General features: G+C 63.7%; 22 protein-coding genes, 1 tRNA gene and 3 pseudogenes. 5 read left to right on the top strand and 21 right to left on the bottom strand.

Going from position 1 to position 21,939, the window contains the following annotated elements:
* Positions 1-3: 3 nt before the first annotated feature.
* The 19 genes and pseudogenes from AC1DT7_RS21235 to AC1DT7_RS21145 all read right to left on the bottom strand — a co-directional run bounded on the left by AC1DT7_RS21235 (position 4) and on the right by AC1DT7_RS21145 (position 14,409).
* Positions 4-273 (bottom strand): VirB3 family type IV secretion system protein, encoded by a 270-nt coding sequence (locus AC1DT7_RS21235; protein ID WP_478038171.1) that lies wholly within the window; start codon positions 271-273, stop codon positions 4-6.
* Positions 273-605 carry a TrbC/VirB2 family type IV secretion system protein gene (locus AC1DT7_RS21230; protein WP_478038170.1) on the bottom strand — a complete coding sequence of 111 codons (333 nt, stop codon included), beginning with the start codon at positions 603-605 and terminating at the stop codon, positions 273-275. The genes AC1DT7_RS21235 and AC1DT7_RS21230 overlap by 1 nt, the downstream gene beginning before the upstream one ends.
* Positions 602-1,585 (bottom strand): P-type conjugative transfer ATPase TrbB, encoded by a 984-nt coding sequence (gene trbB, locus AC1DT7_RS21225; protein WP_478038169.1) that lies wholly within the window; start codon positions 1,583-1,585, stop codon positions 602-604. The genes AC1DT7_RS21230 and trbB overlap by 4 nt, the downstream gene beginning before the upstream one ends.
* A 226-nt stretch (positions 1,586-1,811) precedes the next feature.
* Positions 1,812-3,137 (bottom strand): HipA domain-containing protein, encoded by a 1,326-nt coding sequence (locus AC1DT7_RS21220; protein ID WP_478038168.1) that lies wholly within the window; start codon positions 3,135-3,137, stop codon positions 1,812-1,814.
* The gene (locus AC1DT7_RS21215; RefSeq protein ID WP_478038167.1) at positions 3,134-3,349 is read right to left on the bottom strand and encodes a helix-turn-helix domain-containing protein; all 216 of its coding nucleotides are present in this window, start codon (positions 3,347-3,349) and stop codon (positions 3,134-3,136) included. The genes AC1DT7_RS21220 and AC1DT7_RS21215 overlap by 4 nt, the downstream gene beginning before the upstream one ends.
* Before the next feature lie 375 nt (positions 3,350-3,724).
* On the bottom strand, positions 3,725-4,150 hold the full coding sequence (locus tag AC1DT7_RS21210; protein ID WP_478038166.1) for a CopG family transcriptional regulator: 426 nt from the start codon (positions 4,148-4,150) through the stop codon (positions 3,725-3,727).
* Positions 4,147-6,204 (bottom strand): conjugal transfer protein TraG, encoded by a 2,058-nt coding sequence (locus tag AC1DT7_RS21205; RefSeq protein WP_478038165.1) that lies wholly within the window; start codon positions 6,202-6,204, stop codon positions 4,147-4,149. The genes AC1DT7_RS21210 and AC1DT7_RS21205 overlap by 4 nt, the downstream gene beginning before the upstream one ends.
* A gap of 25 nt (positions 6,205-6,229) precedes the next feature.
* Positions 6,230-7,984: a relaxase/mobilization nuclease domain-containing protein gene (locus AC1DT7_RS21200; protein WP_478038164.1), complete on the bottom strand. Its 1,755-nt coding sequence runs from the start codon at positions 7,982-7,984 to the stop codon at positions 6,230-6,232.
* Positions 7,985-8,237: 253 nt separating this feature from the next.
* Entirely contained in the window at positions 8,238-8,774 is a 537-nt protein-coding gene (locus tag AC1DT7_RS21195; protein WP_478038200.1) for a lytic transglycosylase domain-containing protein, read from the bottom strand.
* Positions 8,775-8,955: 181 nt separating this feature from the next.
* The gene (locus AC1DT7_RS21190; protein ID WP_478038163.1) at positions 8,956-9,291 is read right to left on the bottom strand and encodes a DUF736 domain-containing protein; all 336 of its coding nucleotides are present in this window, start codon (positions 9,289-9,291) and stop codon (positions 8,956-8,958) included.
* Between the two features lie 32 nt (positions 9,292-9,323).
* Positions 9,324-9,869 (bottom strand): S26 family signal peptidase, encoded by a 546-nt coding sequence (locus AC1DT7_RS21185; protein ID WP_478038162.1) that lies wholly within the window; start codon positions 9,867-9,869, stop codon positions 9,324-9,326.
* Entirely contained in the window at positions 9,866-10,387 is a 522-nt protein-coding gene (locus tag AC1DT7_RS21180) for a DUF2840 domain-containing protein (RefSeq protein WP_478038161.1), read from the bottom strand. The genes AC1DT7_RS21185 and AC1DT7_RS21180 overlap by 4 nt, the downstream gene beginning before the upstream one ends.
* Positions 10,387-10,641: a hypothetical protein gene (locus AC1DT7_RS21175; RefSeq protein ID WP_478038160.1), complete on the bottom strand. Its 255-nt coding sequence runs from the start codon at positions 10,639-10,641 to the stop codon at positions 10,387-10,389. The genes AC1DT7_RS21180 and AC1DT7_RS21175 overlap by 1 nt, the downstream gene beginning before the upstream one ends.
* Positions 10,638-11,276, bottom strand: coding sequence for a ParA family partition ATPase (gene parA, locus AC1DT7_RS21170; RefSeq protein ID WP_478038159.1), 639 nt, complete (start codon positions 11,274-11,276; stop codon positions 10,638-10,640). The genes AC1DT7_RS21175 and parA overlap by 4 nt, the downstream gene beginning before the upstream one ends.
* 205 nt (positions 11,277-11,481) lie before the next feature.
* Positions 11,482-12,354: a replication initiator protein A gene (locus AC1DT7_RS21165; RefSeq protein WP_478038158.1), complete on the bottom strand. Its 873-nt coding sequence runs from the start codon at positions 12,352-12,354 to the stop codon at positions 11,482-11,484.
* A gap of 2 nt (positions 12,355-12,356) precedes the next feature.
* Entirely contained in the window at positions 12,357-12,641 is a 285-nt protein-coding gene (locus AC1DT7_RS21160) for a helix-turn-helix transcriptional regulator (RefSeq protein ID WP_478038157.1), read from the bottom strand.
* 432 nt (positions 12,642-13,073) lie between these two features.
* Positions 13,074-13,178, bottom strand: a pseudogene (locus AC1DT7_RS21155) (nucleotidyltransferase); the annotation flags it as partial.
* A gap of 68 nt (positions 13,179-13,246) precedes the next feature.
* The gene (locus AC1DT7_RS21150) at positions 13,247-13,486 is read right to left on the bottom strand and encodes a sigma factor-like helix-turn-helix DNA-binding protein (protein ID WP_478038156.1); all 240 of its coding nucleotides are present in this window, start codon (positions 13,484-13,486) and stop codon (positions 13,247-13,249) included.
* Positions 13,483-14,409: an ArdC family protein gene (locus AC1DT7_RS21145; protein ID WP_478038155.1), complete on the bottom strand. Its 927-nt coding sequence runs from the start codon at positions 14,407-14,409 to the stop codon at positions 13,483-13,485. The genes AC1DT7_RS21150 and AC1DT7_RS21145 overlap by 4 nt, the downstream gene beginning before the upstream one ends.
* 522 nt (positions 14,410-14,931) lie before the next feature.
* On the opposite strand from AC1DT7_RS21145, the pseudogene AC1DT7_RS21140 reads away from it, so the two are divergent.
* The 4 genes and pseudogenes from AC1DT7_RS21140 to AC1DT7_RS21125 all read left to right on the top strand — a co-directional run.
* Positions 14,932-15,117: pseudogene (locus tag AC1DT7_RS21140) on the top strand (helix-turn-helix transcriptional regulator); the annotation flags it as partial.
* 205 nt (positions 15,118-15,322) lie between these two features.
* Positions 15,323-15,398: transfer RNA gene (locus AC1DT7_RS21135), tRNA-Thr, on the top strand.
* A gap of 152 nt (positions 15,399-15,550) precedes the next feature.
* Positions 15,551-16,738 carry a tyrosine-type recombinase/integrase gene (locus AC1DT7_RS21130; RefSeq protein WP_478038154.1) on the top strand — a complete coding sequence of 396 codons (1,188 nt, stop codon included), beginning with the start codon at positions 15,551-15,553 and terminating at the stop codon, positions 16,736-16,738.
* Between the two features lie 156 nt (positions 16,739-16,894).
* Entirely contained in the window at positions 16,895-17,701 is an 807-nt protein-coding gene (locus AC1DT7_RS21125; RefSeq protein ID WP_478038153.1) for an IS5 family transposase, read from the top strand.
* Between the two features lie 106 nt (positions 17,702-17,807).
* Here the strand turns inward: AC1DT7_RS21125 and AC1DT7_RS21120 are convergent, their stop codons facing one another.
* Positions 17,808-19,733: a glycosyl hydrolase family 28-related protein gene (locus AC1DT7_RS21120; RefSeq protein ID WP_478038152.1), complete on the bottom strand. Its 1,926-nt coding sequence runs from the start codon at positions 19,731-19,733 to the stop codon at positions 17,808-17,810.
* Between the two features lie 450 nt (positions 19,734-20,183).
* On the opposite strand from AC1DT7_RS21120, the pseudogene AC1DT7_RS21115 reads away from it, so the two are divergent.
* A pseudogene (locus tag AC1DT7_RS21115) lies at positions 20,184-20,850 on the top strand (IS630 family transposase); the annotation flags it as partial.
* A gap of 37 nt (positions 20,851-20,887) precedes the next feature.
* Here AC1DT7_RS21115 and AC1DT7_RS21110 read toward each other — a convergent pair.
* A protein-coding gene (locus AC1DT7_RS21110; protein ID WP_478038151.1) for an IS3 family transposase occupies positions 20,888-21,939 on the bottom strand; the annotation gives its coding sequence in 2 pieces (ribosomal slippage) (positions 20,888-21,774 and positions 21,774-21,939; 1,053 coding nt annotated over the 2 pieces). This gene is flagged as partial in the annotation.

Here is a 21,939-nt window from a genome sequence, read left to right as displayed (position 1 = left end):
GCCTCACACGCGCAGGAAATTGGGGTAACGGAGGTGCCGGCGGGCGACATCGACGAACTGGGCGTCGCGCTTCGCCGCCCACACCGCGGCCATGTGGCCGATCGCCCAGATCACGATTCCGGCAAGCCATAGCCGCAGCCCAAGGCCGACCGCGCCGGCCAACGTGCCGTTGGCGATGGCCACGGCCCGCGGCGCGCCCCCCAGCAATATCTGCTCGGTCAGCGATCGGTGGACGGACGCGTAATATCCCGCGATCGGCTCGCCGGTATCCATCAGACCAATGCCCCGCCGCCGAAGCTGAAAAAGCTCAGGAAGAAGGAGCTCGCGGCGAACGCGATCGACAGGCCAAACACGATCTGGATGAGACGGCGACCGCCGCCGGAGGTGTCGCCGAACGCCAGAGTCAGGCCGGTGACGATGATGATGATCACGGCGACGATCTTGGCCACCGGTCCCTCGATCGATTCGAGGATCGATTGCAACGGCGCTTCCCACGGCATGGACGAGCCGGCGGCATAGGCCGGCCTGGCGACCAGGACGGCAAAGGCCGAGCAGGCAGCGAGTGCGGCCACCTGCCGGCGGGCGCGGACGAAAGGAAGCGTCATGCGATATCTCCATCATTGGCAATGGGAAGGTGGGTAAAGCGGTAGTCGCCATCGGCTCCGAGGCCGTCGACGCGGGCAAGCTCGGAGAGCCGCCTGCCATGTCCGTCACGGACGAGGACCGCGATCAAGTTGATGGTCTCGGCGACGAGCGCCCGCGGCACGGTGACCACCGCTTCCTGGATGAGTTGCTCCATCCGCCGCAGCGCGCCCATCGCCGTGCCGGCATGGATGGTGCCGATACCGCCGGGGTGGCCCGTGCCCCACGCCTTCAGCAGATCGAGTGCCTCGGCACCGCGGACCTCGCCAATGGGGATGCGGTCGGGCCGCAGGCGCAGGCTGGATCGGACCAGGTCCGATAGCGTCGCCACGCCGTCCTTGGTGCGCATCGCGACCAGATTGGGGGCCGCGCATTGCAGTTCGCGCGTGTCCTCGATCAGGACCACACGGTCGCTGGTTTTCGCGACCTCGGCGAGCAGCGCGTTCGTAAGGGTCGTCTTGCCGGTGGACGTACCACCTGCGACCAGGATGTTGCGCCGGGCCAAAACGCCATGACGGAGCACATCCGCCTGCGATGGCGACATGATGCCGGCCCGGACATAGTCGCCGAGCGTGAAGATCGCCACCGCCGGCTTGCGGATCGCGAACGCCGGCGCCGCGACGACGGGCGGGAGCAGGCCCTCGAACCGTTCGCCCGTTTCAGGAAGCTCGGCCGATACCCGCGGTGACCCCGTATGAACCTCGACACCGACGTGATGCGCGACGAGGCGAACGATGCGTTCCCCGTCCGCGGCGGACAATATTTCGCCCGTTTCGGAGAGACCGTCGCCGAGCCGGTCGATCCAGAGACGTCCGTCCGGATTGAGCATGATTTCGATGATGGCGTCGTCGTCCAGCCACGCTGCAATAGACGGCCCGAGGGCCGTTCGGAGCATTCGGGCGCCGCGCAACGACGTTTCGGATCGGATCTGATGAACGGCCACACCGGTTCCCAAGTCTTGCCGGAATCCGAGCGGACCGGCTGCTGGGGACGATCAAGAGGAGCACAAATGCTCGCAGCTCAACACCTTTCGGCAGGCGTCGTATCCTGGCGTGGAAAAACAAGAAATCGGCGTGATGGCACCGTGAGGTGCGCTCGTTCTCCCCGAGGCGACTGTTAGATTGAAATCACCAATATCTTGGTTTGGCCGATTCCAGACGGGCCGGCCGCTAGCCGTGATAAGCGGTCACGGTGGCTGCTTCCTCGTCGGCACCGGCCGCGTACTCTGCGGGTACGTCGTCTCCGTTTTCGCGCGCATGTGCGCGCACTTCGGCTGCTCGCTCGGTCATCTCCTTGACGAAGATATCGAGCATCACGCCGGCGCCCGCCGGCATGGCCGCCACTGCCTCAGCCGCTGCGGGCAATTCGCGCAATATGCGCGCAGTGACCTGTTCGACCCGCTGGACCGTTCCCCTGCCGCCCAGTCCAGCGGCCTCGGCCATACGGCGCCAATGGCGTTCATAGATGTACCGGCCCCGGCGCTGGCCGCCGACTTCCTGCGCATGATTTTGCGTGATCCCGTCCCATGCGAGACCGGACATCAGGTCGTAGAGCGGCGCGAGCCTGGCGCCGGCGGGCTCAAGCAGCACGGAATAGTTCTTGGCATGCGAATCCACATTCCCGATTGCGATATTGAAGATCGCGGCATCGAGCAGACGGGTGATGTCGCGCCCGGTCATGTGCTGGCGCACCACCGCGAACATCTCGGCGAGCGAGGGCCCGTGTGTACCGGTCCTGTTGAACTCGTACTTCGCGCCCGGCGGGCGCCCGAGCGCCTGGCAGAAATCCTCCTGGTGCAGGCGGTGGACCACATTGCCCTCTTCGCGGCGATCGTAGCGCGTTACCAGCAGATAGCTGCGCGCCCCCGCTCTGCCGGTGATGACGGGGGCAACGTCGAGTCCGACCCGGTGCGCGAGCACCATGCACAGGGCTTCGTTCTGGACGCTGTCGATCAGGCGCGGATTGTCGGGCTTGAGGATAAGGGTCGAGGCGGCACCGTTGACCGGAATGGCGAGCTCGTCGCCCCGAAGCGCGACGGGAAGCTTGTCCTGGGCGCCCGCGAGGCTCATCGACACCCCTTCCTCATCGACCAGGAATGGCCGCGCCGGCAGGTCGGTCAGAATCCGCTCGAGCGTTTCGCCATCCGGGATTTCCCGATAACCAGGCGGAGCGGGGAAAGACTGGGGCGCAATGGTGAGCGCGCCGGCAAGGTCGTTGCCGGTCGCGATGATCAGGCCCAGCACGTCCTCAGATGCCGTACCGAGCACGCGCATCATGGCGCGGAGTGGCTCGCCCTCGGGCAGCAGGTTCATGAGCCAGGGAAGCACCAGCCCGGCGGAATAAGGCTGCTCGCGGATCGGCATGGCGAGCGAGATGGCGAACCGGTCTCCCGCATCGCGCCAGGCTTGCGAATAGACCAGCTCCGTGCGCGTCGCATCGGCCGTGATGGTGGCAACCAGGCGCTCGTCAAACAGGATCGGCAGGTCCATCGTCATCTCGGTGCCGTGGCGGATGCCGAGAGCCGAAGTCCGACCGCCTTGGCGGCGGCGAGCGCCTTGCCGAGCTGGGCAGTCGCCTTGCCGGCCTCGAGGTCGACGATAAAACGCTCACCGCTGTTGATCACCAGGGCGAGCTCGCGCTGCGTCAGCCCGAGCGCCTTGCGCGCTCTCGCTACCGCTTCACCGAATTGCTGTGCGTTCTCGATCATGTTATCTTCCCGAGCGGGAAGATTTCACATCACAAGCTCAAGATCAAGGCTTTTCTTACCGATCGGGAAGAATACATTCTCAGACGTCTCATTTATGCAAAAATCTTACCGGTCGGGAAGATCTCAGGATAGGAAGTGCTAGCAAGTGAGGGAGCCGGGTCTGGCGCCGGGTGTCGGACAGACGCCCGGACGCAACGAGCCTCAGTTCGGGGGAAAGTATCCATGCCGCCCTCTTCAAGCCGCTCCCTGATCCGGCCAGCGTCCCCGGTGGAAAATAGGCCGCGTCCGGGTACGGCGCGCGCGACACGAGGTTTAAAGTCGTCGCGTCGGGCCACCGCATAAACCACAGACGTGTGAAGCTGCCCAAACAAGGGACTATGCTCCGCTCGGTGCGATATCCTGCGAAACCTCATTCTTCAGGCGCGGCCCAAATTCCATACGCCTGCTCAGCGATTCCACGAACCGCTCCCAGCGCTCCTTGCCCATCGCCTGCGCGGCAGCGCGCGCGGTGTCGGGCAGTGGCGCATTGCTGGTCAGCCAGAAGCGGATGAACAAGGCGAGCGTCTCGTTCGAAAGCTCGACATGCCATTCCAGCCGGTCGGCCTGACGCGTCAGCCGGTCGAGCCTGCGGCTCACCGCCGCCTCGAGCCGGTCCGCGCCATCGGGCGAGAGAAACGACGTGAGCGCGGCCTCGACGATGGCGACCTGCGACACGCGCCGCGACCGGGCATGGTCGGCGAGCTGCCGCACGAGATCCGCCTGAACCCGATAGGTCTGCTTGATCCTCGGCCGCGCGGTCACAACGCGATCCCGTCATCGGGGTCGAGCGACGCCTGGCGTGCGGCGCCCGACAGGCGCTCCTGCAGTCGGCGATTGCCGGCATTGTCCATCTCTTCGTCTCCTTCGTTGAACTCGAACTCGCTTCGCGGCACCGCCGGCTTCGCGACGATCTCCTCATGGTCGGGGAGATCCGGCTCCTTGCGGATCCCGGCATTGGCCGGATCGCTCTTGGCCGCCGCACCATCCTCACGCTTACCGGCCTGCGGAGATTTCCGGCCGGGCTTGGTGGCGACCTTCCGGGTTCGCGCCGGCCTGGCGTTGGGGACGGGCTTGGGCGCCCCGATCGGCGACAACGCCGACCAATCGTCGTCGGGTCGCTCCTCCTCCCCCAGCGGTCGGGGTGTCGGCGGAGCGATCAGTCGGGCGCTGAACCGAGAGTCTTCATAATATCGCGCCTTTCGCCCGTGGATCGGTGCAAGGCCTGCCGCCATGACGATCTCCTCGTCAGGCGGGAGCTGCAACACCTCGCCGGGCGTCAACAAGGGCCGTGCGGTCTCTGTCCGCGAAACCATCAGATGCCCGAGCCACGGCGACAGCCGGTGCCCGGCATAATTTTTCATCGCCCGCATCTCGGTCGCCGTTCCCAGAGCGTCGGATATCCGTTTGGCGGTGCGCTCATCGTTCGTCGCGAACGAGACGCGGACATGGCAGTTATCGAGGATCGCGTTGTTGGGGCCGTAGGCCTTTTCGATCTGGTTGAGCGACTGCGCGATCAGGAACCCCTTGATCCCGTAACCGGCCATGAAGGCCAGTGCGCTTTCGAAGAAGTCGAGGCGGCCGAGCGCCGGGAATTCGTCGAGCATCAGGAGGACGCGGTGACGCCGCGCCTTTGGCGTGAGCTCCTCTGTCAGCCGGCGCCCGATCTGATTGAGGATCAGCCGGACCAGCGGCTTGGTCCGGGAGATGTCGGAAGGCGGCACCACCAGATAGAGGCTGGTTGGCCGATCGGCGTCGACCAGGTCGGCGATCCGCCAGTCACAGGCGCCAGTGACCTGCGCCACGATTGGATCCCGGTAGAGCCCGAGAAACGACATCGCGGTCGAGAGCACGCCCGATCGCTCATTCTCGCTCTTGTTGAGCAGTTCACGCGCGGCCGAGGCGACCACCGGATGCACGCCCGCCGCCCCGAGATGTGGGGTGGTCATCATCGCGCGGAGCGTGGTCTCGATCGGCCGACGCGGATCCGAGAGGAAGGCAGCGACCCCGGCCAGCGTCTTGTCGCTTTCCGCATAAAGGACGTGGAGGATCGCACCAACCAGCAGCGCGTGGCTGGTCTTCTCCCAGTGATTGCGCTTTTCGAGACTGCCTTCGGGATCGACCAGCACATCGGCGACATTCTGGACATCGCGCACTTCCCATTCGCCTTTGCGGACCTCGAGCAGCGGATTGTAGGGCGACGATGCAGGGTTGGTCGGATCGAACAGCAGGACCCGGCCGACCGTCGCGCGAAACCCCGCGGTCAGCGACCAGTTCTCGCCCTTGATGTCATGGACGATGCAGCTGCCCGGCCAGGTCAGCAGCGACGGCACGACCAGGCCGACACCTTTGCCCGACCGGGTCGGTGCGAAGCACAACACGTGCTCGGGGCCGTCATGGCGAAGATAGCGCGTCCCGAGCCTGCCGAGCAGAACCCCGTGCTCGCCGAGCATGCCGCCGGCCTCGACCTCGCGCTCAGTCGCCCAGCGCGCCGAGCCATAGGTTTGCGCCCGCTTCGCTTCCCGCGCCCGCCACACCGACATCCCGATCGCGACAGCAGCAGAGGTGATGCCGCCCGACGCAGCGATATACGCGCCCTTCAGGAAGATCGCCGGGGCATAGGCATCGTAGCTGAACCACCACCAGAACAAGGCCGGCGGCGGATAGATCGGCGTGCGGCCAAGCATGAACCAGACCGGCTGCAGCTCGGGCTGGTAGGCAAGCGCGGCGGCGGTCCACTGCGTCGCACCCCAGACGCTCGCGAGGACGATTGCGAGGACGACGATAATCTGGCCCCACAATATCTTGGTGGCGGACATCAGGCGGGCTCCATTGAAAACATGATCACAAGCCGAGCCCCCGAGTTCTCCCGAGGCTCCAGTCGACGCCGCCGCCGGGCGACATCGTGCCGGTGATGTGGCGGCCGAGATGCTGGTCGAGTGCCGGTCGCCACGGCACGAGCTGGAAGCCGAGCCCATCGTCGATCATCGCGAAGCGGCCCGACGCCAGCGTGACCCGTTCGCGGAACACGCCGCTGACATGCTCGCCGACAGCAGACGGACGATGCGGCAGGCCCGTGCGCTCGGCGATCTTCGCGACAGTGTCGTCCAGGTCACGGGTCTTGAGCGTCTCGATCATGCTGTTTGCGAAGATGATCCGCTCGCCCTGGCGGCGCGCGAGACCCTCCCTGACAAGGTGGTCGGCGCGCGCTTCCATGGCCTCGCGGATGTCCCGTCCGAACCCGCCGCCGGTCGCTACCGGCTCCCGTGCGACGAGCTGGCGGTCGAGCCACGTGGCGCCGGGCGCCGTCACCTGCTGATCGAGCGGGATGTCAGACCGGGTTGCGAGCGACAGCCGCGCACTGCCCTTCGCGTCGGGCCAGCTGCGCAGCTCGACAATCGCACCGGGCCTTGCGTCGCCGGTCATGTCGATGTCGCCGAAGCGCACATGGTGCGCGCGGCCGTCCGCGCCATCGATCACGGCATAAGCGCTGCCGATCAGTTCGTCATGCAGGCCGCGCTCGATAAGCCGGCCGACGATCGGCTCGGCGGGAACGTCGCCGTGGAGCGCGAAGCTGGCCAGATCCGGCGCCCGATCTCCGCCCGCCATCGCGCCGTGCATCGTCTTGATGATGTCGGTGCGGATGGAGAGATCGCGAAGTGTCTGCTCGATAGCCGGCTTCAGGGTCCAGCAGGCCGGGTCAACCCGGTCCGCCAGACCAAGCCGTTCGAGCTTCGCCGCGCGACCGAGCATCAGCCGCCGCGTGTCTGGATCGGGGTCACGCCCGCCGGGCCGTAGATCAACAATACCGGCCTCATCGTCCGCCATGCGCTGCAGCCGGCGATCGAGGCCGGTCCAGCGATCAGCCTCGACCTCGCGTTCCAGCGACGCCCGGATATCGCGCTCGCTGCGCGGACCGAGTTCGATCGTGACGCGCTCCTCGGCCCGGGCGCGCATCCCTTCGCGGATATAGTCCCGGTCGATGACGAGGTCGGTACCGTCCGATGCACGGCCACGCACCAGCACATGGATATGAGGATTGTCGGTGTTCCAGTGATCGACCGCCACCCAGTCCAGTTCGGTGTCGAGGTCCTTCGCCATGTCGGCCATCAGTTCGCGGGTGAAGGCGCGCAGGTCGGCCATCTCGCCGGCCTCCTCGGGCGAGACGATGAACCGGAAATGATGCCGGTCATCCTCGCACCGCCCGGCAAGGGCATCGCCGTCCGCCTGGTCGGAACGCGCGTCGAAGAGATTGGCGTCGCGCCCGTCACGGGTCACGCCGTCACGCTCGAGATAAGCAACATGACGCGCGAGCGGCGCGGCACGGAATCGCGCGCCCTTATGGCGCACCACACGCGCCTTGATGACGACGCGACGCCCGTTCGCCCGGAAGCGGGCGCGCAGCGCCGCGCTGCGGCCTCGGCCACGATGGCCGGTACCAACAGCTCTGCCCGACCCGGGCGCGCGGCGGGCATAGCCTGCCGTGGCCGCTGCCCGACGAACCTGAGCCGCAAGCGTGCGGGCCTTGCGGCCCGAGGCCGAACCCCCATCCCGCACCTTTCCCGGCCTGACCCGGAAATCCTCGCCGTCGCTGCTCATGGGAGCGACACCGGGGCAGGAAGTTGACGTGCCAGCCCCCAATCAGCTGAAAAGACATCGGAATGTGAAAAATGTGCCAGCCGCTTCAAAAAGGCGCCAGCCGAAATTCCCCTGCCTATCCAACCACATGCGGCCAGTCTGACGGCGCCGCTTTTATCTCGCCATCGATTTTCCTCAGCACTTCCGAAAAACTGCGATCCCACCGACGCACCGAAACACTGCACCAGTCCACGCCAGAGACCGCCATGCCACATCACCGCGCGACCTTGCCGGAAAGAGGGATGAAGAGGCCGATCGAGACCGGCCTGGTTGCTGCCCTGTCGACCGAATAAGGGGGCACGGACGGCGGTTCGGATGCCGCTTCAACCGCATCGGTATCGTGAACGACAGGCGTGTCGGACCGCCCCGCGAACAGCGCGGCGCGTGTCCATGCTCGAGGATCGGGAACGGCAAATGCGGCGCGATCAGGCGATGTTCCGCCAATGATCGGCGCGAGCCTGTCCACATAGGCGATGGTCTCAGCGGGCAAGGGACGGCCCGTCGCCAGGTGATTTTCGTAGCGGCCGGGACCGGCATTATAGGCAGCGAGAAAGCCCGGGGCGCCGTAGCGGTCATACATTTCACGCAGGAAGGCAGCACCCGCCATGATGTTGTCGCGCGGGTCGTAGATATCGTCTCCAAGGCCGTAACGTGCGCGCAGATCGGCCCAGGTAGCGGGCATGATCTGCATGAGCCCGGTCGCGCCCTTTGGCGACACGACACGCGGATCTCCCGCGCTTTCGACGCGCATCACCGCATAGATCCAGCTTCCCGGAATTGAGAAACGGCGCGCGGCCTCCGCAACATAAGAGGCGACGCTATCAGCAGCGGGTGCGCCACGGAGGACCGGCGCGGCGGCAGCCATTGACGCCGGCGCCAACCCAACACCGATGAGCAGGAGCGCAGCCGGAAGACGCAATGGGCGCACCGGATCAACTCCGGGAGCCGCGCCGTGACGGGCGATTCCACACCGGATGATGCTGCTCCCCTTCGCGGTTTGACTGAAACAGGTTAGCGCTGATCGAACGGGCGAGCGCCGGATCTTCGATCAGCAGCGACACATAGGCGCCGGCGCGCTCCCCGATCCGCTTCCAACCAGCGCCGACCTCCAATCCCCCGCCGTCAGCGCCGAGATGAATGCGGTAGTCCGGCGCATTTTCCCCATCGGCGTCAGCCGGAACGAGGCAGAGTTCGACGTTCAGGCTGAGCGTTTCGATATGCCCGTGGAAGCCGTCAGCGGTTCGGGTAAAGCGACCAATTTGCGTCATTACATGCTCCTCTTGCTCGGGATCGAGGTGTTTCAGTGCGTGGATTTCGGCGGGGGCGCGGCGCGATCATGCTCTCGCGTGATCCAGAGCGGCGTCAGGCGGCCGGTGATCGTGGTCGCTGGAAGTGGCCCGAAATAGCGGCCGTCGAAGCTGTCCAGGGCGTCGGGATTCATCAGGAAGATGTCGCCACGCGCGAGCGCGTGGCACCCCTTCCAGACGGGCAATTCGCGCCCGAGATGGTCTCGATCGCGAGCGTCGCCGAGATGCTTTCCGTCGACGGTGATGCGGTATCCATGGCGGCAAACGCGCTGCCCGGAAACGCCGATAACATGCTTCAGCATCGGCACGCCGCGCGGCAGATAATGGCGCTCGGCAAGGAAGCCGGCGAGCTGATCGGGCGGCAAGACGGCGACCAGGTCGCCGACCTTCGGCGCCGGCGCCGAGCTCATCCGGTACAAGCCTACGGGCACGCTCGCACTGGCGTTCCAGATCAGTCTCGGCGACGGATGGATGAAGGCGGTAACGATCGTCGCCATGGTGGCGAAATACGCCACCATCACATAGCCGAACCGGGTCATGCCTGCAGCTCCCGGCGCTGGAGCCAGGCGCGGTGGCGGTCGACCGAATAGACCCTCGGTTCGATCCCGGCCGTCAGCCGATTATGGACATGGTACCAGTGGTCGGGCGCCGCGTCGCACGGATCGACGCTCGCGACCTCGATGGCGTCTATCGCCTGGACGACGCGTTCGACCTTCGGCCAGCCATGGATCGACAGCAGCAACTCGCCACCCGGCCGCACGAACGGCAGCGTCGAATAGACCTCACCGATTGCGACCGGCTGGACGATCTTGATACGCGACAGGATCGTCCCGAACAGGTTTGACGCCCAGCGGACGAACGCAAATACCTCGCCTGGCCTGAAGCTGACGGTGCGGTGCCGACGATCGACGATCCGGTCATGGGCGATGCGGCCAAAGCGGATCCAATGCTCGGTCCGCTTCTCGATCCATGTCAGTTCGACATGGGTAAGGCCGTCTCCTGCGAGGGAGGCGGGTGCCAATCTCCCGCTCGCGTTTGAGCGCGCACCATCGATCATCAGTTCTCTCCTCGGCTTTCGGGAAATTCGCGCGCGAACAGAGTCCGCTGGATGTCAGCGACGGTCGTGCCGCGCTGGACAGCGACGAGCTTCATCCGCTGCCGGAGCGCCGGCGCGACATAGATGGTGAGCCGGGCGGTGAAGCCACCTGCGGCAATCGGTCTGGCGTCGGCTGGACCGTTGGCGGCCTTGATCCAGCGGGCAGCGTCACCCGGACGCGACACGAACCCGGCATTGGCGGGTCGATCGCTCACGGGACGATCCCCTCGATTTCGGCGGCGAGCTGCGCGACCTCGCGCGCGGCGGGGCCGTCCTCTTCGATCTCGAACGCGAGCCGGCCATGCTGCGCGGCGTGCGCGAAAATGACACGCTGACCGACGCGCGTGCCGAGCAGCGGCGGATCGTGATCCGCCAGCGCAACGGCGGTCGCTCGCGCGATCACGGTGCGCCCAATGCACCGGTTGAGAACGAACCTTGCGGCGAGTTCGGGGCGATAAATGCGCGCCTCGGCCAGCAGCGCCAGCATCTCGGCCGATGCCCATCCGTCGAACGGCGATGGCTGAACGCGGATCAGGACAAGGTCGGCGGCGGGCAAGGCCGATCGCATCAGGCTGGCGACGCGCGGCGGTCCGTCGATCACCACATGATCGGTGTGACGTGCGAGCTCCGGTGCTTCGCGGTGGAGCGTATCGCGGGCGAGGCTGAGCACGGCGAACAGCCGCGGAAGGGCAGCTGCCCCGCGTGCTTGCGACCAGTCGAGCGCAGATCCCTGCGGGTCAGCATCGACCAGAACAACGCGTTTGCCCTCACGGGCCCATTGGCCGGCGAGGTGAAGCGCCAGCGTCGACTTGCCGACACCACCCTTCTGGTTGAGCAGCGCGACGATCATCGCCGTGCTCCGGCACGTGCGATGTCCACAGGCCAATGCCGTGCGTCTAGCGTTAGAAAGAATCCGAAGGATTCTATGTTAGCTAAGTTAAGGGGAGGATTCTGGCAATGATTTCTGTGCCTTAGGGCCGATCTCGGTTCCTGATAGGACGACTCATCGGTTCCCGATAGGACGACTCTGGCGGTTCCTGATAGGACGACTCCCATCACCTGTTATCCACAGGCGCGAGACCGACCCGACGCATGGCGACGTCGAAGGAATCCTCAGGGATCGAGACGAACCGCAGGCGTTCCCGACCGAGCTCGGTCTCGAGCGCGAGACGGTAGCCGGGAAACGGTTGACGGCGGACGATGCCGCGCAACTCGAAGTTGAAACGCTTCAGGGGCGACAGCACGCCGGACTTGAAATGGAGATGGGCGAGATCGAAGCTCCACCCGCCGGTCTGGCGCCCGCCATGTTTGCGCACGATCCTGTAGAGCCACCGCTCGATACCGCCGGTCAGATCAAAATAAGCCCGGTCGATCGTCAGCACGAGTGCCTGATCCATGACGCCGGCGAAAAACCAGTCGGGCACGATCATCTCGATGCCGAGCGGACGTCCGTCGCCGTCGAGCCGCTCCTTCCATTCGTTGATCCAGGAGAAGCGGTGCCGGCGCCGCTGAAGCGGCTGGCGGATCGATGTCGCGATGGTGGTCGACTGGAGCCGGTCGAGCGCGGCTTTCAGGCGGTCGTAATTGTCGCGCCCGGTGCCGCGGCCGATAAAGGTCAGGATCTCATGCGGCGTGGTCGCCATCAGCCGCGAGGTCGGGCGGCCGACATCGCGCGCCTCGACGATCTGGCTCGCCGCCCAGATCAGCACATCGGCATCCCAGATGGTCGCCATACCGTGCTCGGGCGTCGCCTCGACCACAATCCAGGTGTCGCCCATATGGAAGTCAATCGGCGTCACACGCTTCGACTTGGCGAGGCTGAAGAACGGCCAGGCCATCAGGTCCTGGGCATCCCGTGGTGCGATATCGCCGGGGATCGAACGGAACAGGTCGAGCTGAGAACGCTCGATGGATCGCTGCACGGCCATCGTCAGCGCCGTATCGGGCCGGCCGCACCGAGAACGGCCGGGTCGAGGCGCTTGGCGGGGTGTACCACGCCAGTGCCCGGATCGGAGGTCGAGCGCCGGGCACCTTGCTCGGCCCAGGATTGCAGGTCATCCAGCGCATAGACTACCCGGCCACCGAGTTTGTGGAAGACGGGACCCGTGCCGTAGCAACGATGCTTCTCGAGCGTACGTGCCGAGAGGCCGAGAATGAGCGCGGCATCGGGCGTGCGCAGATAGCGTTGAGTCGCACGGGTTTCCGGCATCGTCATTGGTGACCTCCAGCGGACGACGGGCGGTGATCGCCAGCTCCATCCAGTTGCAGGCATGGATGTGCGCGTGCCGGAATGGCCGGAAGGTCCGGATTCTGCGCATCATCCGACCGTGACGGGGAGAACCGGTCGCCTGTTTCTGCCGCGGATTGGCGGGAGTTCGCCGGTCGGCGACGACGTTGGGCGGTCCCGACGGAAACCGCCGGGATCGGGCTATTCGCCCGGGCGGGGAAGCCTCTCCCGTGATGGGTGGAACGGCGAGCGCCGCCGATACGAAAAGCGGCCGATCAGGATTTCTGCCTTTGCGGATGGACGTCGCAAAGCCCCGCCCGGCACTGCCGGGCGGGGCGACCTTTCGGTCAGTCGTTGTTGGCGGCGCCTGCTGGCGCGACCAGATCAGGCTGTAGGTTTCACCGTCTCGTCCTCGCACAGGGTCGCGAGCGCGGTCGCGACCCCGAATTCCTCGAACAGGATCTGCACGACACGTTGGTGCTCGCGCTGCTTGGCAGGCGGGAGATGATCGAGGTCGGTACGCATTGGCATCACTCTGGCCGGATCGATCCGGCGATGCCCAGCCGGAAAGCCGGGCACCGCGCGAATCGCGTTCATTTCAGAGTTTTCTCGAGTCCGTCCCCATCGTACAGTTCACGGTGCAATGCTCGCATTGCGCCTGCCATATGCCGTTCGACATCGTCGACCGTGAGGCCAAGCCGAAACCCGATCTGGGGATAGTCGAGACCATCGACCGCGCTGAGCAGATAGACCGCGCGCTCGGCCATCGGGAGCGTAATGATCGCGGCCGCAAGGCGGATGAGGCGTTCGGCCTCGCGTTCCGCGGCGATCATGCCGCTTCCTCCTGCGCATATTGGCGACACGCGTCAGCATGCCGCTCAAGCAGCCAGTCGGCCGCCTTGCTCGCGGCACCCGCCGCACGGAAGATGGCGCGATTGTCGTTGCGCAGAACCTCGAGCCATGCACTGATATAATCGGCGTGCCGGACGGTCGGCACAATTCCGAGCGACGCGCACAGGAACGCAGATCCCATCTCCGCGATCAGTTCCTCGCGCGCATAGCCCGCCGACCCGAACGGGTTGGTAAGATCCCGCCCGAGCCGCGAAACATGACCGGTCGCATGGACAAGCTCATGCAGCCATGTCCGATACGCGTTGATCTCGTCGAAATAGGCCCGCCGCGGCGGCACCATCACGAAATCTTCCAGCGACACATAAAAGGCCCGCAATCCACCGACCCGGAAGTCCACGCCGCTCGCGGCGATCAGGTCATCGGCCACCGGCACGATCTGCTCATCCGGCAACGCCACCGGCGCAGGGACAAGATCAGGCCCGAGGCCTTCGCACTGATCGACGTTGAACACCGTGAAGCGCTTGAGGAACGCGACCTGCCGTGCCACCTCACCGTCCCGCTCGCTGTCGCCCCGATCCTTCGGCGTGAACCGGTCAGCGTAGCAGATGGTGGTGCCGGCCTCCCCTTTCCTGATATTGCCGCCCAATGCCTGCGCCTGCCGATAGGTGAGCCAGCGCTGCGACGAAAACCCGCGCTTCGTTACGGTCGCCCACAGGATCAGTACATTGATCCCGGAATAGCGCCGCCCGGTCCCGGCGTTGCAGGGCATGCCCACATTCGCCCCCGTATCTCCCCATGGCTGGACCCAGGGCAGCCGTCCCGCCGCCAACTCGGCAATGATCCGATCGGTCACCTCGGCATAAAGACTGGTGGCCGGATGCCGCGCCTGAACTTGCTTCCTCACTGCCTCGCTCCTTCTCAACCACCGCAACCGGCGCCGGAATGGCGGGGTCGGCGGCAGGAGCGGACCGGCAGTCCCGCAAGAGCGGCGGGTTGCACCCGAAGGGGCCAACGCAGTGCCGCACCCGAGGCTCGCCTCGGGTTGCTGGCCGCCGCTGCGGGACTAGTGGGAAGCGACGCCGACCCCGCCAGTTCGAGTGCCGGAGGCCAACGCCATCGCACAGCGATGCCCGCATGCCGGACGGCACGTCCGGCGCGGATTGATCCCCGGGATCAATCCGCCGTCAGCGATCGTCACGGCCGTGCCGACGAGACGCGTAGCGGCTCGGTGGAGCGAAGCGGCATAGAGCGCGGTCGCGCCACGGGCGCGAGACGGACTATGACTTACTGCTCCGGAGCAGCCCTTACGCCAGTGCATCTATTTGAACGCCATATAACGACCGCGGCTGCAATACGGGTCTTCCCCCTTGCGTCTGTATCCACGATCCCGATCCTGTCTGCGGGGAGCAATGCAGACAGGATCACCATGACAGAGAACCCCGACCGAATTCTCCGGCTGAAAACCGTGCTGGAGCGCACCGGGCTCAGCCGATCGACGCTGTATCGGAAGATCGAGAGCGGCACATTTCCGAAGAACGTCCAGATAAGCATCCGTGGCGTTGGCTGGCGTGAGTCGGCTGTCGACGCCTGGCTAAGGAAGCCGATGTTCTATGGAGAGGCGAGTCGGGAAGAACATGTTGGAGGCTTGCTCTACACCGCACGATACCGAACGAAGCCCCCGGTGATCGCAGACGATGCGCAGGCCTTGCGTCTCAAGGACGTGTGAGCCGCGCACGGCATCCGACAGCGAGGTTAAAATAACAAAGCAGAAGCGCCGCCCCCTCGCGACAGCCCGTGCAGGGCCGCACCGGGGATATGCCGCTTTAGCTCAGTTGGTAGAGCATCGCATTCGTAATGCGGGGGTCACAGGTTCGAGTCCTGTAAGCGGCACCAGTTCATAAGGAGAACACCCCCAGAAAATCGGAGAAATCTGCAGTAAACTGACCCTCAGCGGTCCCATTGAATCTCTTTATGTCCCGCTGCAGCCCGCTCAGAAAGGGGCCACAAATCGCGGGGCTATGAATAGTTCAAGGAGGCGTGGCCCCATGCTTACGGTTGTGGAGATTCGGGCGCTTAAACCAGCCAAGCGCCCATACAAGGTTGCCGATTCAGACGGCCTCTATCTGCTCGTTCAACCTTCCGGAGCACTGCTATGGCGTTTTCGCTACCGGATTTTCGGTACCGACCGAAAATTGTCGCTGGGCAGATTCCCGGACGTCACCTTGCAGGAGGCGCGCAAGCAGCGCGATGTCGCGCGAGCCGAGCTGGTCGACGGGATCGATCCCGTCGAAGCGCAGCGTCAGCGTAAAGACAAGGCCGACCTCGCGGCGCAAACCACCTTCAAGCTTGTGGCCGAGGAATTCATCCAGAAGATGGAGTGCGAGGGAAAGTCTCCCGCCACCATCAAGAAGGCGCGGTGGTTCCTCGAGTTGCTCAAGGGGATTGCAGACCGCCCGATCGCCTCGCTCACACCCCATGAGTTGCTTGATGCATTGAAGCGAATTGAGCGCCGCGGACACCATGAAACCGCGCGTCGATTGCAGTCGTTCGCCGGGCGTGTGTTTCGCTATGGCTTTGCAACGTTGCGCGCCGAACACAATCCCGCTGACATTCTCCGCGGGGCACTGATCGTTCCCAAGACAAAGCACCATGCCGCGATCGTTGAGCCGGCCAAGGTCGGTGCGCTCTTGTGCGCGATCAACGAATATGAAGGGCGCCCCGAAACGGTCATTGCACTGAAACTGGCGCCGCACGTATTTCTACGGCCAGGCGAGCTGCGCCAGGCCAAATGGAGCGAGATCGATTTCACGGACAATATCTGGCGCATCCCGGCCGAACGGATGAAGATGAAACGGCCGCACACGGTGCCTTTGTCTCGGCAGTCACTGTGCTTGTTACGCGATTTGCGCGCTGTTGCTCGCGACGGCGAGTTCGTCTTTCCGGCGCTTCACACGACGAAACGATCGATTTGCGAGAATACCTTGAACGTAGCGTTGCGACGCTTGGGATACGGCTCCGATGAAATGACCAGCCAGGGGTTTCGCGCGATGGCTAGCACGCTGCTGAACGAGTCTGGCTTGTGGCATTCTGATGCGATCGAACGCGCTCTCGCTCATGGTGAAAGGGACAGGGTCAGGGCTGCTTATCATCGAGGTGCCCACTGGGCCGAACGGGTCCGGATGGCGCAGTGGTGGTCCGATTATCTCGACGACCTTCGATCGGGGGCAAGGTGATGAAAGGCAAGTCTCGGAAACGAACCTGAGGTAAGGAGTGGCCGAAAACAGATGGCGGGTTAGGGTAATCGCAGCGTTCCCGCATCAGCGAGGAAAAACCGGCCTGGCTAGAGGCTGTTATGGACTTGAGATTCGGTATGATTCATTCGTTTATGGATGAGCATTAACCGCAAGCCGTATCAGTCTGATGTAAGCGATGAGGAATGGTCGCTGGTCGCGCCGTACCTGTTGTTGCAGCGGGAGAATGCTGGGCAACGAGAGCACACCCTGCGGGAGGTTTTTAACGGCCTGCGCTATATCGTGAAAACGGGGGCGCCGTGGCGGTGGATGCCGAACGACCTGCCGCCTTGGGCCGCGGTGTACCAACAAACGCAGCGGCTGGCAGCGGGCTGCTTCGAGGCGCTGGTGGATGATTTGCGCGCGGTGCTGCGGCTGGCGGCGGGTCGCAAGCCCGAGCCGTCCGCGGCGATCATCGACAGCCGGACGTTGCGCTCCACGCCCGAGAGCGGCGGGCGCGCGGGCTATGACGGTGGCAAACGCAAGAAGGGCTCGAAGATCCACATGGCGATCGACACGCTGGGCCACCTGCTCGCGCTGCATGTGACGCCTGCCAGCGCCGAGGATCGGGGTGAAGTGGAACGGCTCTCGCGCACCGTGCAGGCCGTCACCGACGACCATGTCGAGATCGCCTTGGTCGACCAGGGCTATACCGGTGAGCGCGCCGCTGATGCCGCAGCCAATCATGGCATCGCCCTTGAAGTAGTCAAACTGCCAGAGGCCAAGCGCGGCTTTGTCCTGCTGCCGCACCACTGGGTCGTCGAACGGTCATTTGCCTGGGCGACACGCTTCCGGCGCCTCGTCAAAGACTATGAGCGCTATGCCCAAACACTCGCTGGACTTCATGTCGTCGCTTTCGCATGCCTCATGATGAAGCAGGCCGTCGCCATCGCCGCAGGTTCATAGCAGCCTCTAGGGAAGGTGCTCTGACACCGTCATTTCCTCTGCAATGCGATTATGACTTATCCATAGCGCATGCCGTTTGGGCCGGTCGATGACCGGCCCATTTGGCTTAAGGGGCGATTGAGCCGAATGTCTTCCAGGTGCCCGGCGAACCTCCAGCAACGCAGACCCAGCCGACAAAACCGCTCGCTGCTGGCGAACTGTTGAAGACGAGGTCGCCTAGCGCCCAATTTCCTGCAGCAGGCACGGCCGACCGTGTAAATTTGTTTGGCGCCTCGTAATATTGCACGGCAGCGTTGAGCGAGATCGGCGTGCCTTGAACGACTCCCCCCACCGAATTTTGTTTGACGACCGTGTCACCCGATGTGGCGGGGAGATAGATACCGTAGCCGCTCACTCCGAACGATCCCAGAACTGTGTTGTCCATCACGGTGACGCCCGGGAAGGCTAGAGTGCCAGCGACCATGTTTCCGACGCCGCATATGTTGCTTCCCGTCACGGTTCCCAGGTTCTCGCAGCTATTTCCCGTCACGATGCAACTCGAGCCCGCCGCCTGATTGCTGACGGAAATCATGGCTCCCGCACTATTACCCTGATAGTGAGTCGAGCCGTCGATGTCGGCGGTCCTGCGAATCACGTTATTCTTAATTAGCACTGCAAAGCCGCTGATATTAAGGCCAACTTGCGGAGATTTTGCGTCATTCAGCACGACATTGTTGCTGCTGAATTCAACACTGCATCGCTTGTCGGTATCATTGATCCTTATGTCCGCAACAAACCGCGTGAACTCAGCCTTTTTGATCAAATTATTCCTGATAACCAGATCGTAGAATAAGTTTGACGCCCCGGCTCCGGACGATTTGAAAATAGATGCTGGATTACCGGAATTGTAGGACGTGGCCCCGGTCCCGTCGAACACGTTCCCGTCAATGACATAGTTTGACAGGCTACCAGCTGCCGTCCAAGCTATCCCCATATTGCAATCTTTTACGTAGTTATTGGCTACGACAATATCCTGACAGGGCACCCCGGCCTCTGCAAAATATGCGGTCTGATTTCGGACGATATTTCCGCTGATCGTTCCATTTTTCATGTACGCACCAGCGGTCATTCCACGCGTACCACCGTCAATTATGTTTCCGCTCGCGACATAATTTGTACATCCCCAATGTTCGAACGGGATTGGTCCATTGGAATATGTGATCAGATCGAAAATCGGATCGGTCATCACGTTATCGGACACCCTTACGTCGACATAGGTGTCGTAAGCATTGGTGCCATTGTTGTTCATCTGAAAGCCATTGTTGCCCCAGTTCGTCCAGAGGCAATTTTCAACGACGATATTGCGCACGCCAATACCATTATTGGCAGAAATCAGGATGCCGCCGGCAGGCACCGTATCAAACACGCACGAATCGATGGTGAGGTTGCGTCCAGCGGAGGCGTAAAACAACGACAGCGCCCACCTCTTCATTCCCTGGTAAAACCGTACACGGGCGACAGCGATATTACTTCCAGCCATGATCGACATCAGCGGCCGATTGTCCGCGTTGGAAAGCCCGTTCACCGTCAGGTCGGTGAGTTCGATGTTGGAGACGACCACCAGCGTGTTGAGCGGAGCAGCGCCCGCGCCTGCGCGACCGTTGATGCTGGTCAGATTTGTGCCTGCGCCATGAATCCGCGCGTTCGACGAGACGGCAACCGTCGAGATGGAATAGGAGGCCGCCGCGAGTTGCAGCGGCAAAAGGCGAGCCGCAGCGTAGGTGATTGCGGCCTGCAGAGCGCTGGTGTCGTCTGACACTCCGTCACCAATTGCTCCGAACATTTCGGGAGACGGAGCAGGCTCCGATAGTTCGAACCATCGACCGTCTGCCGACTGGAAGCGGTAACCATTTGCACCGGTATTCGACGTAACCGCATATCTCGCGGCACCTTTGCCAGCCACGCTGTAGCCTGACGTCTGAACGATGTTGGTGCTCGCCGGCACGACAAAGGTCGCCCCCTGTGAAAAAAGGCCAATCTCGGGGCAATTCATTGATCATACTCCTGTCCGGATCGCGGCAAATGCTATTACCGCGATGGCTGGAGTACGCCGACTCCAAGTCTGTTTGAATCAAGCGCGAATAGAATCGGGATGACGGCGAAGGTTCACTCTTAGACTAGAAGGAGCCTGTTGGCCGAGCGCAAGGCAATGCAATGACCCAGTGTGCTCTTTGGTCGGGCCATCCATCCACAGCCTGATCGCTTACTTGCGGAGCCGCACAGGCGATGGGCCAACGTCTTAAAGCGAGGCGACAGGGGCGTGCCCGCGTCAGACCCGGAGAGCCTGACGATTAGGCTTGACTGCGCAACGCGTGGACCGCCGTTGCTTTGGACTAAGGGGCTTGCCCTTAGAGCGGGATGGGATGAGGTTGAATCGGAGAGGGATTCCCTTGGCGAAGGAAATCTGATTCAAGTTTCATGCTGGGACTGGAGGCCAGCGTGAATGGCAAAGCCCTACTCGAATGACCTGCGCGAGCGTGTGGTTGCGGCGGTGGAGAGCGGCGGCATGTCGCGCAACCGTGCGGCGGCGCATTTTGGCGTTGCGGTGAGCACGGCGATCAACTGGGTCGCGCGATCACGCCGGACGGGCAGCGTGGCTCCGGGTAAGATGGGCGGCCACAAGCTGAAGACGATCAGGGGGGAACATCGCGCCTGGCTGATCGGGCGGTGCAAGGAAAAGGCCTTCACGCTTCGCGGGCTGGTGGTGGAACTGGCCGAGGTGCGCGGGCTCAAGGTCGACTATCGCTCGGTGTGGGCCTTTGTGCACGACGAGGAACTGAGCTTCAAAAAAAAGCGTTCTTCCCGCTGAGCAGGACCGGCCGGCGATTGCGCGGCGGCGCGAGCAATGGCGAAAATATCAGAAGAACGTCGATCCGCGCCGCCTCGTTTTCATCGACGAGACTTGGGCCAAGACGAACATGGCGCCTTTGCGCGGGTGGGCGCCGAAGGGGCAACGGCTGCGCGCCAAGGTGCCCTATGGCCACTGGAAGACGATGACGTTCCTGGCGGCGTTACGTTGCGATCGGATCGATGCGCCATGCGTGCTGGACCAGCCGATCAACGGCCAGAGCTTCATCGAATATGTCGAGCAGTTCCTGGTCCCAACCCTGTCCAAAGTGAGCTGCCCCCGGTTCCACGGACACCAGGTTAGGCTACCTTAGCCTGCTTCTCGAAGTCCATGGGGCTGAGATAGCCCAGGGTCGAGTGCCTGCGTGTCGGATTGTAGAAGCGCTCGATATAATCGAATACATCCGCGCGTGCCTGATTGCGGGAACGGTATGTTTTCCGCGCGATCCGTTCGGTCTTGAGCGAGGAGAAGAAGCTCTCCATCGCGGCATTGTCCCAGACGTTGCCGGACCGGCTCATCGAGCAAGTGACGCCGTTGTCGGCCATCAGGCGCTGGAACTGCTCGCTGGTATATTGGCTGCCCTGGTCCGAGTGATGCAGCAGGGCGTCGGGCCTGCCACGTCGCCAGATCGCCATGACCAATGCGTCGGTAACGAGCTGCGCCGTCATCGCATCGCTCATCGACCAGCCGACGACACGGCGTGAGAACAGGTCGATGACGGCCGCAACGTACAGCCACCCTTCGGCCGTCCAGATGTAGGTGAAGTCTGCCACCCACTTCTGGTTCGGCGCATCGGCGGTGAACTGACGATCGAGCACATTGCCGGCGATCACCGATCGCTGGCCTTCGTCCTTGGGCAGGCCGCGACGCCGGGGGCGAGCCTTGAGACCATGCGCCCGCATCAATCGTTCGACCCGGTGCAGCCCGCATGACAGGCCTTCGGCCAGAAGATCATGCCAGACGCGGCGTGCGCCATAGGTGCGATAGCTGTAGAGGAAACTTGCCCGGACCTTGGCGCCGAACTCCTCGTCGCTGCGCGAACGCGCGCTCGGCGCACGCACCAGCCAGGCGTGGAAGCCACTGCGCGAGACCCCGAGCGCCTCGCATATCCACGATACCGGCCAGATCCCCCGGTGCTTCGCGATGAAGGCGAACCTCATATCGAGTCCTTCGCGAAGTAGGCCGCCGCTTTTTTTAGGATGTCGCGCTCCGCCTTCATCCGAGCCAACTCGCGGCGCAGCCGCTCAATCTCAAGCTGCTCTGGCCTCATGTTGCCGTGGCCGGGAAACGCCGATCCAGGGTCGCCTTCCGCTTCGCGGATCCACTTGCGCAGCACGTTCGAGCACGTTCG

Source organism: Sphingomonas sp. P3_C6 (assembly GCF_056402595.1).
Note: the sequence above shows the minus strand (reverse complement) of the source record. Positions and strands in the feature narration are given on the sequence as shown.

What these genes read in the sequence shown, in the direction of transcription:
- AC1DT7_RS21235 (WP_478038171.1), bottom strand. Translation starts at nt 273, where the DNA reads ATGGATACCGGCGAGCCGATCGCGGGATATTACGCGTCCGTCCACCGA.
- AC1DT7_RS21230 (WP_478038170.1), bottom strand. Translation starts at nt 605, where the DNA reads ATGACGCTTCCTTTCGTCCGCGCCCGCCGGCAGGTGGCCGCACTCGCT.
- AC1DT7_RS21220 (WP_478038168.1), bottom strand. Translation starts at nt 3,137, where the DNA reads ATGACGATGGACCTGCCGATCCTGTTTGACGAGCGCCTGGTTGCCACC.
- AC1DT7_RS21215 (WP_478038167.1), bottom strand. Translation starts at nt 3,349, where the DNA reads ATGATCGAGAACGCACAGCAATTCGGTGAAGCGGTAGCGAGAGCGCGC.
- AC1DT7_RS21205 (WP_478038165.1), bottom strand. Translation starts at nt 6,204, where the DNA reads ATGTCCGCCACCAAGATATTGTGGGGCCAGATTATCGTCGTCCTCGCA.
- AC1DT7_RS21200 (WP_478038164.1), bottom strand. Translation starts at nt 7,984, where the DNA reads ATGAGCAGCGACGGCGAGGATTTCCGGGTCAGGCCGGGAAAGGTGCGG.
- AC1DT7_RS21195 (WP_478038200.1), bottom strand. Translation starts at nt 8,774, where the DNA reads ATGCGCGTCGAAAGCGCGGGAGATCCGCGTGTCGTGTCGCCAAAGGGC.
- AC1DT7_RS21190 (WP_478038163.1), bottom strand. Translation starts at nt 9,291, where the DNA reads ATGACGCAAATTGGTCGCTTTACCCGAACCGCTGACGGCTTCCACGGG.
- AC1DT7_RS21185 (WP_478038162.1), bottom strand. Translation starts at nt 9,869, where the DNA reads ATGACCCGGTTCGGCTATGTGATGGTGGCGTATTTCGCCACCATGGCG.
- AC1DT7_RS21180 (WP_478038161.1), bottom strand. Translation starts at nt 10,387, where the DNA reads ATGATCGATGGTGCGCGCTCAAACGCGAGCGGGAGATTGGCACCCGCC.
- parA (WP_478038159.1), bottom strand. Translation starts at nt 11,276, where the DNA reads ATGATCGTCGCGCTGCTCAACCAGAAGGGTGGTGTCGGCAAGTCGACG.
- AC1DT7_RS21165 (WP_478038158.1), bottom strand. Translation starts at nt 12,354, where the DNA reads ATGGCCGTGCAGCGATCCATCGAGCGTTCTCAGCTCGACCTGTTCCGT.
- AC1DT7_RS21160 (WP_478038157.1), bottom strand. Translation starts at nt 12,641, where the DNA reads ATGACGATGCCGGAAACCCGTGCGACTCAACGCTATCTGCGCACGCCC.
- AC1DT7_RS21150 (WP_478038156.1), bottom strand. Translation starts at nt 13,486, where the DNA reads ATGATCGCCGCGGAACGCGAGGCCGAACGCCTCATCCGCCTTGCGGCC.
- AC1DT7_RS21130 (WP_478038154.1), top strand. Translation starts at nt 15,551, where the DNA reads ATGCTTACGGTTGTGGAGATTCGGGCGCTTAAACCAGCCAAGCGCCCA.
- AC1DT7_RS21125 (WP_478038153.1), top strand. Translation starts at nt 16,895, where the DNA reads ATGAGCATTAACCGCAAGCCGTATCAGTCTGATGTAAGCGATGAGGAA.
- AC1DT7_RS21120 (WP_478038152.1), bottom strand. Translation starts at nt 19,733, where the DNA reads ATGAATTGCCCCGAGATTGGCCTTTTTTCACAGGGGGCGACCTTTGTC.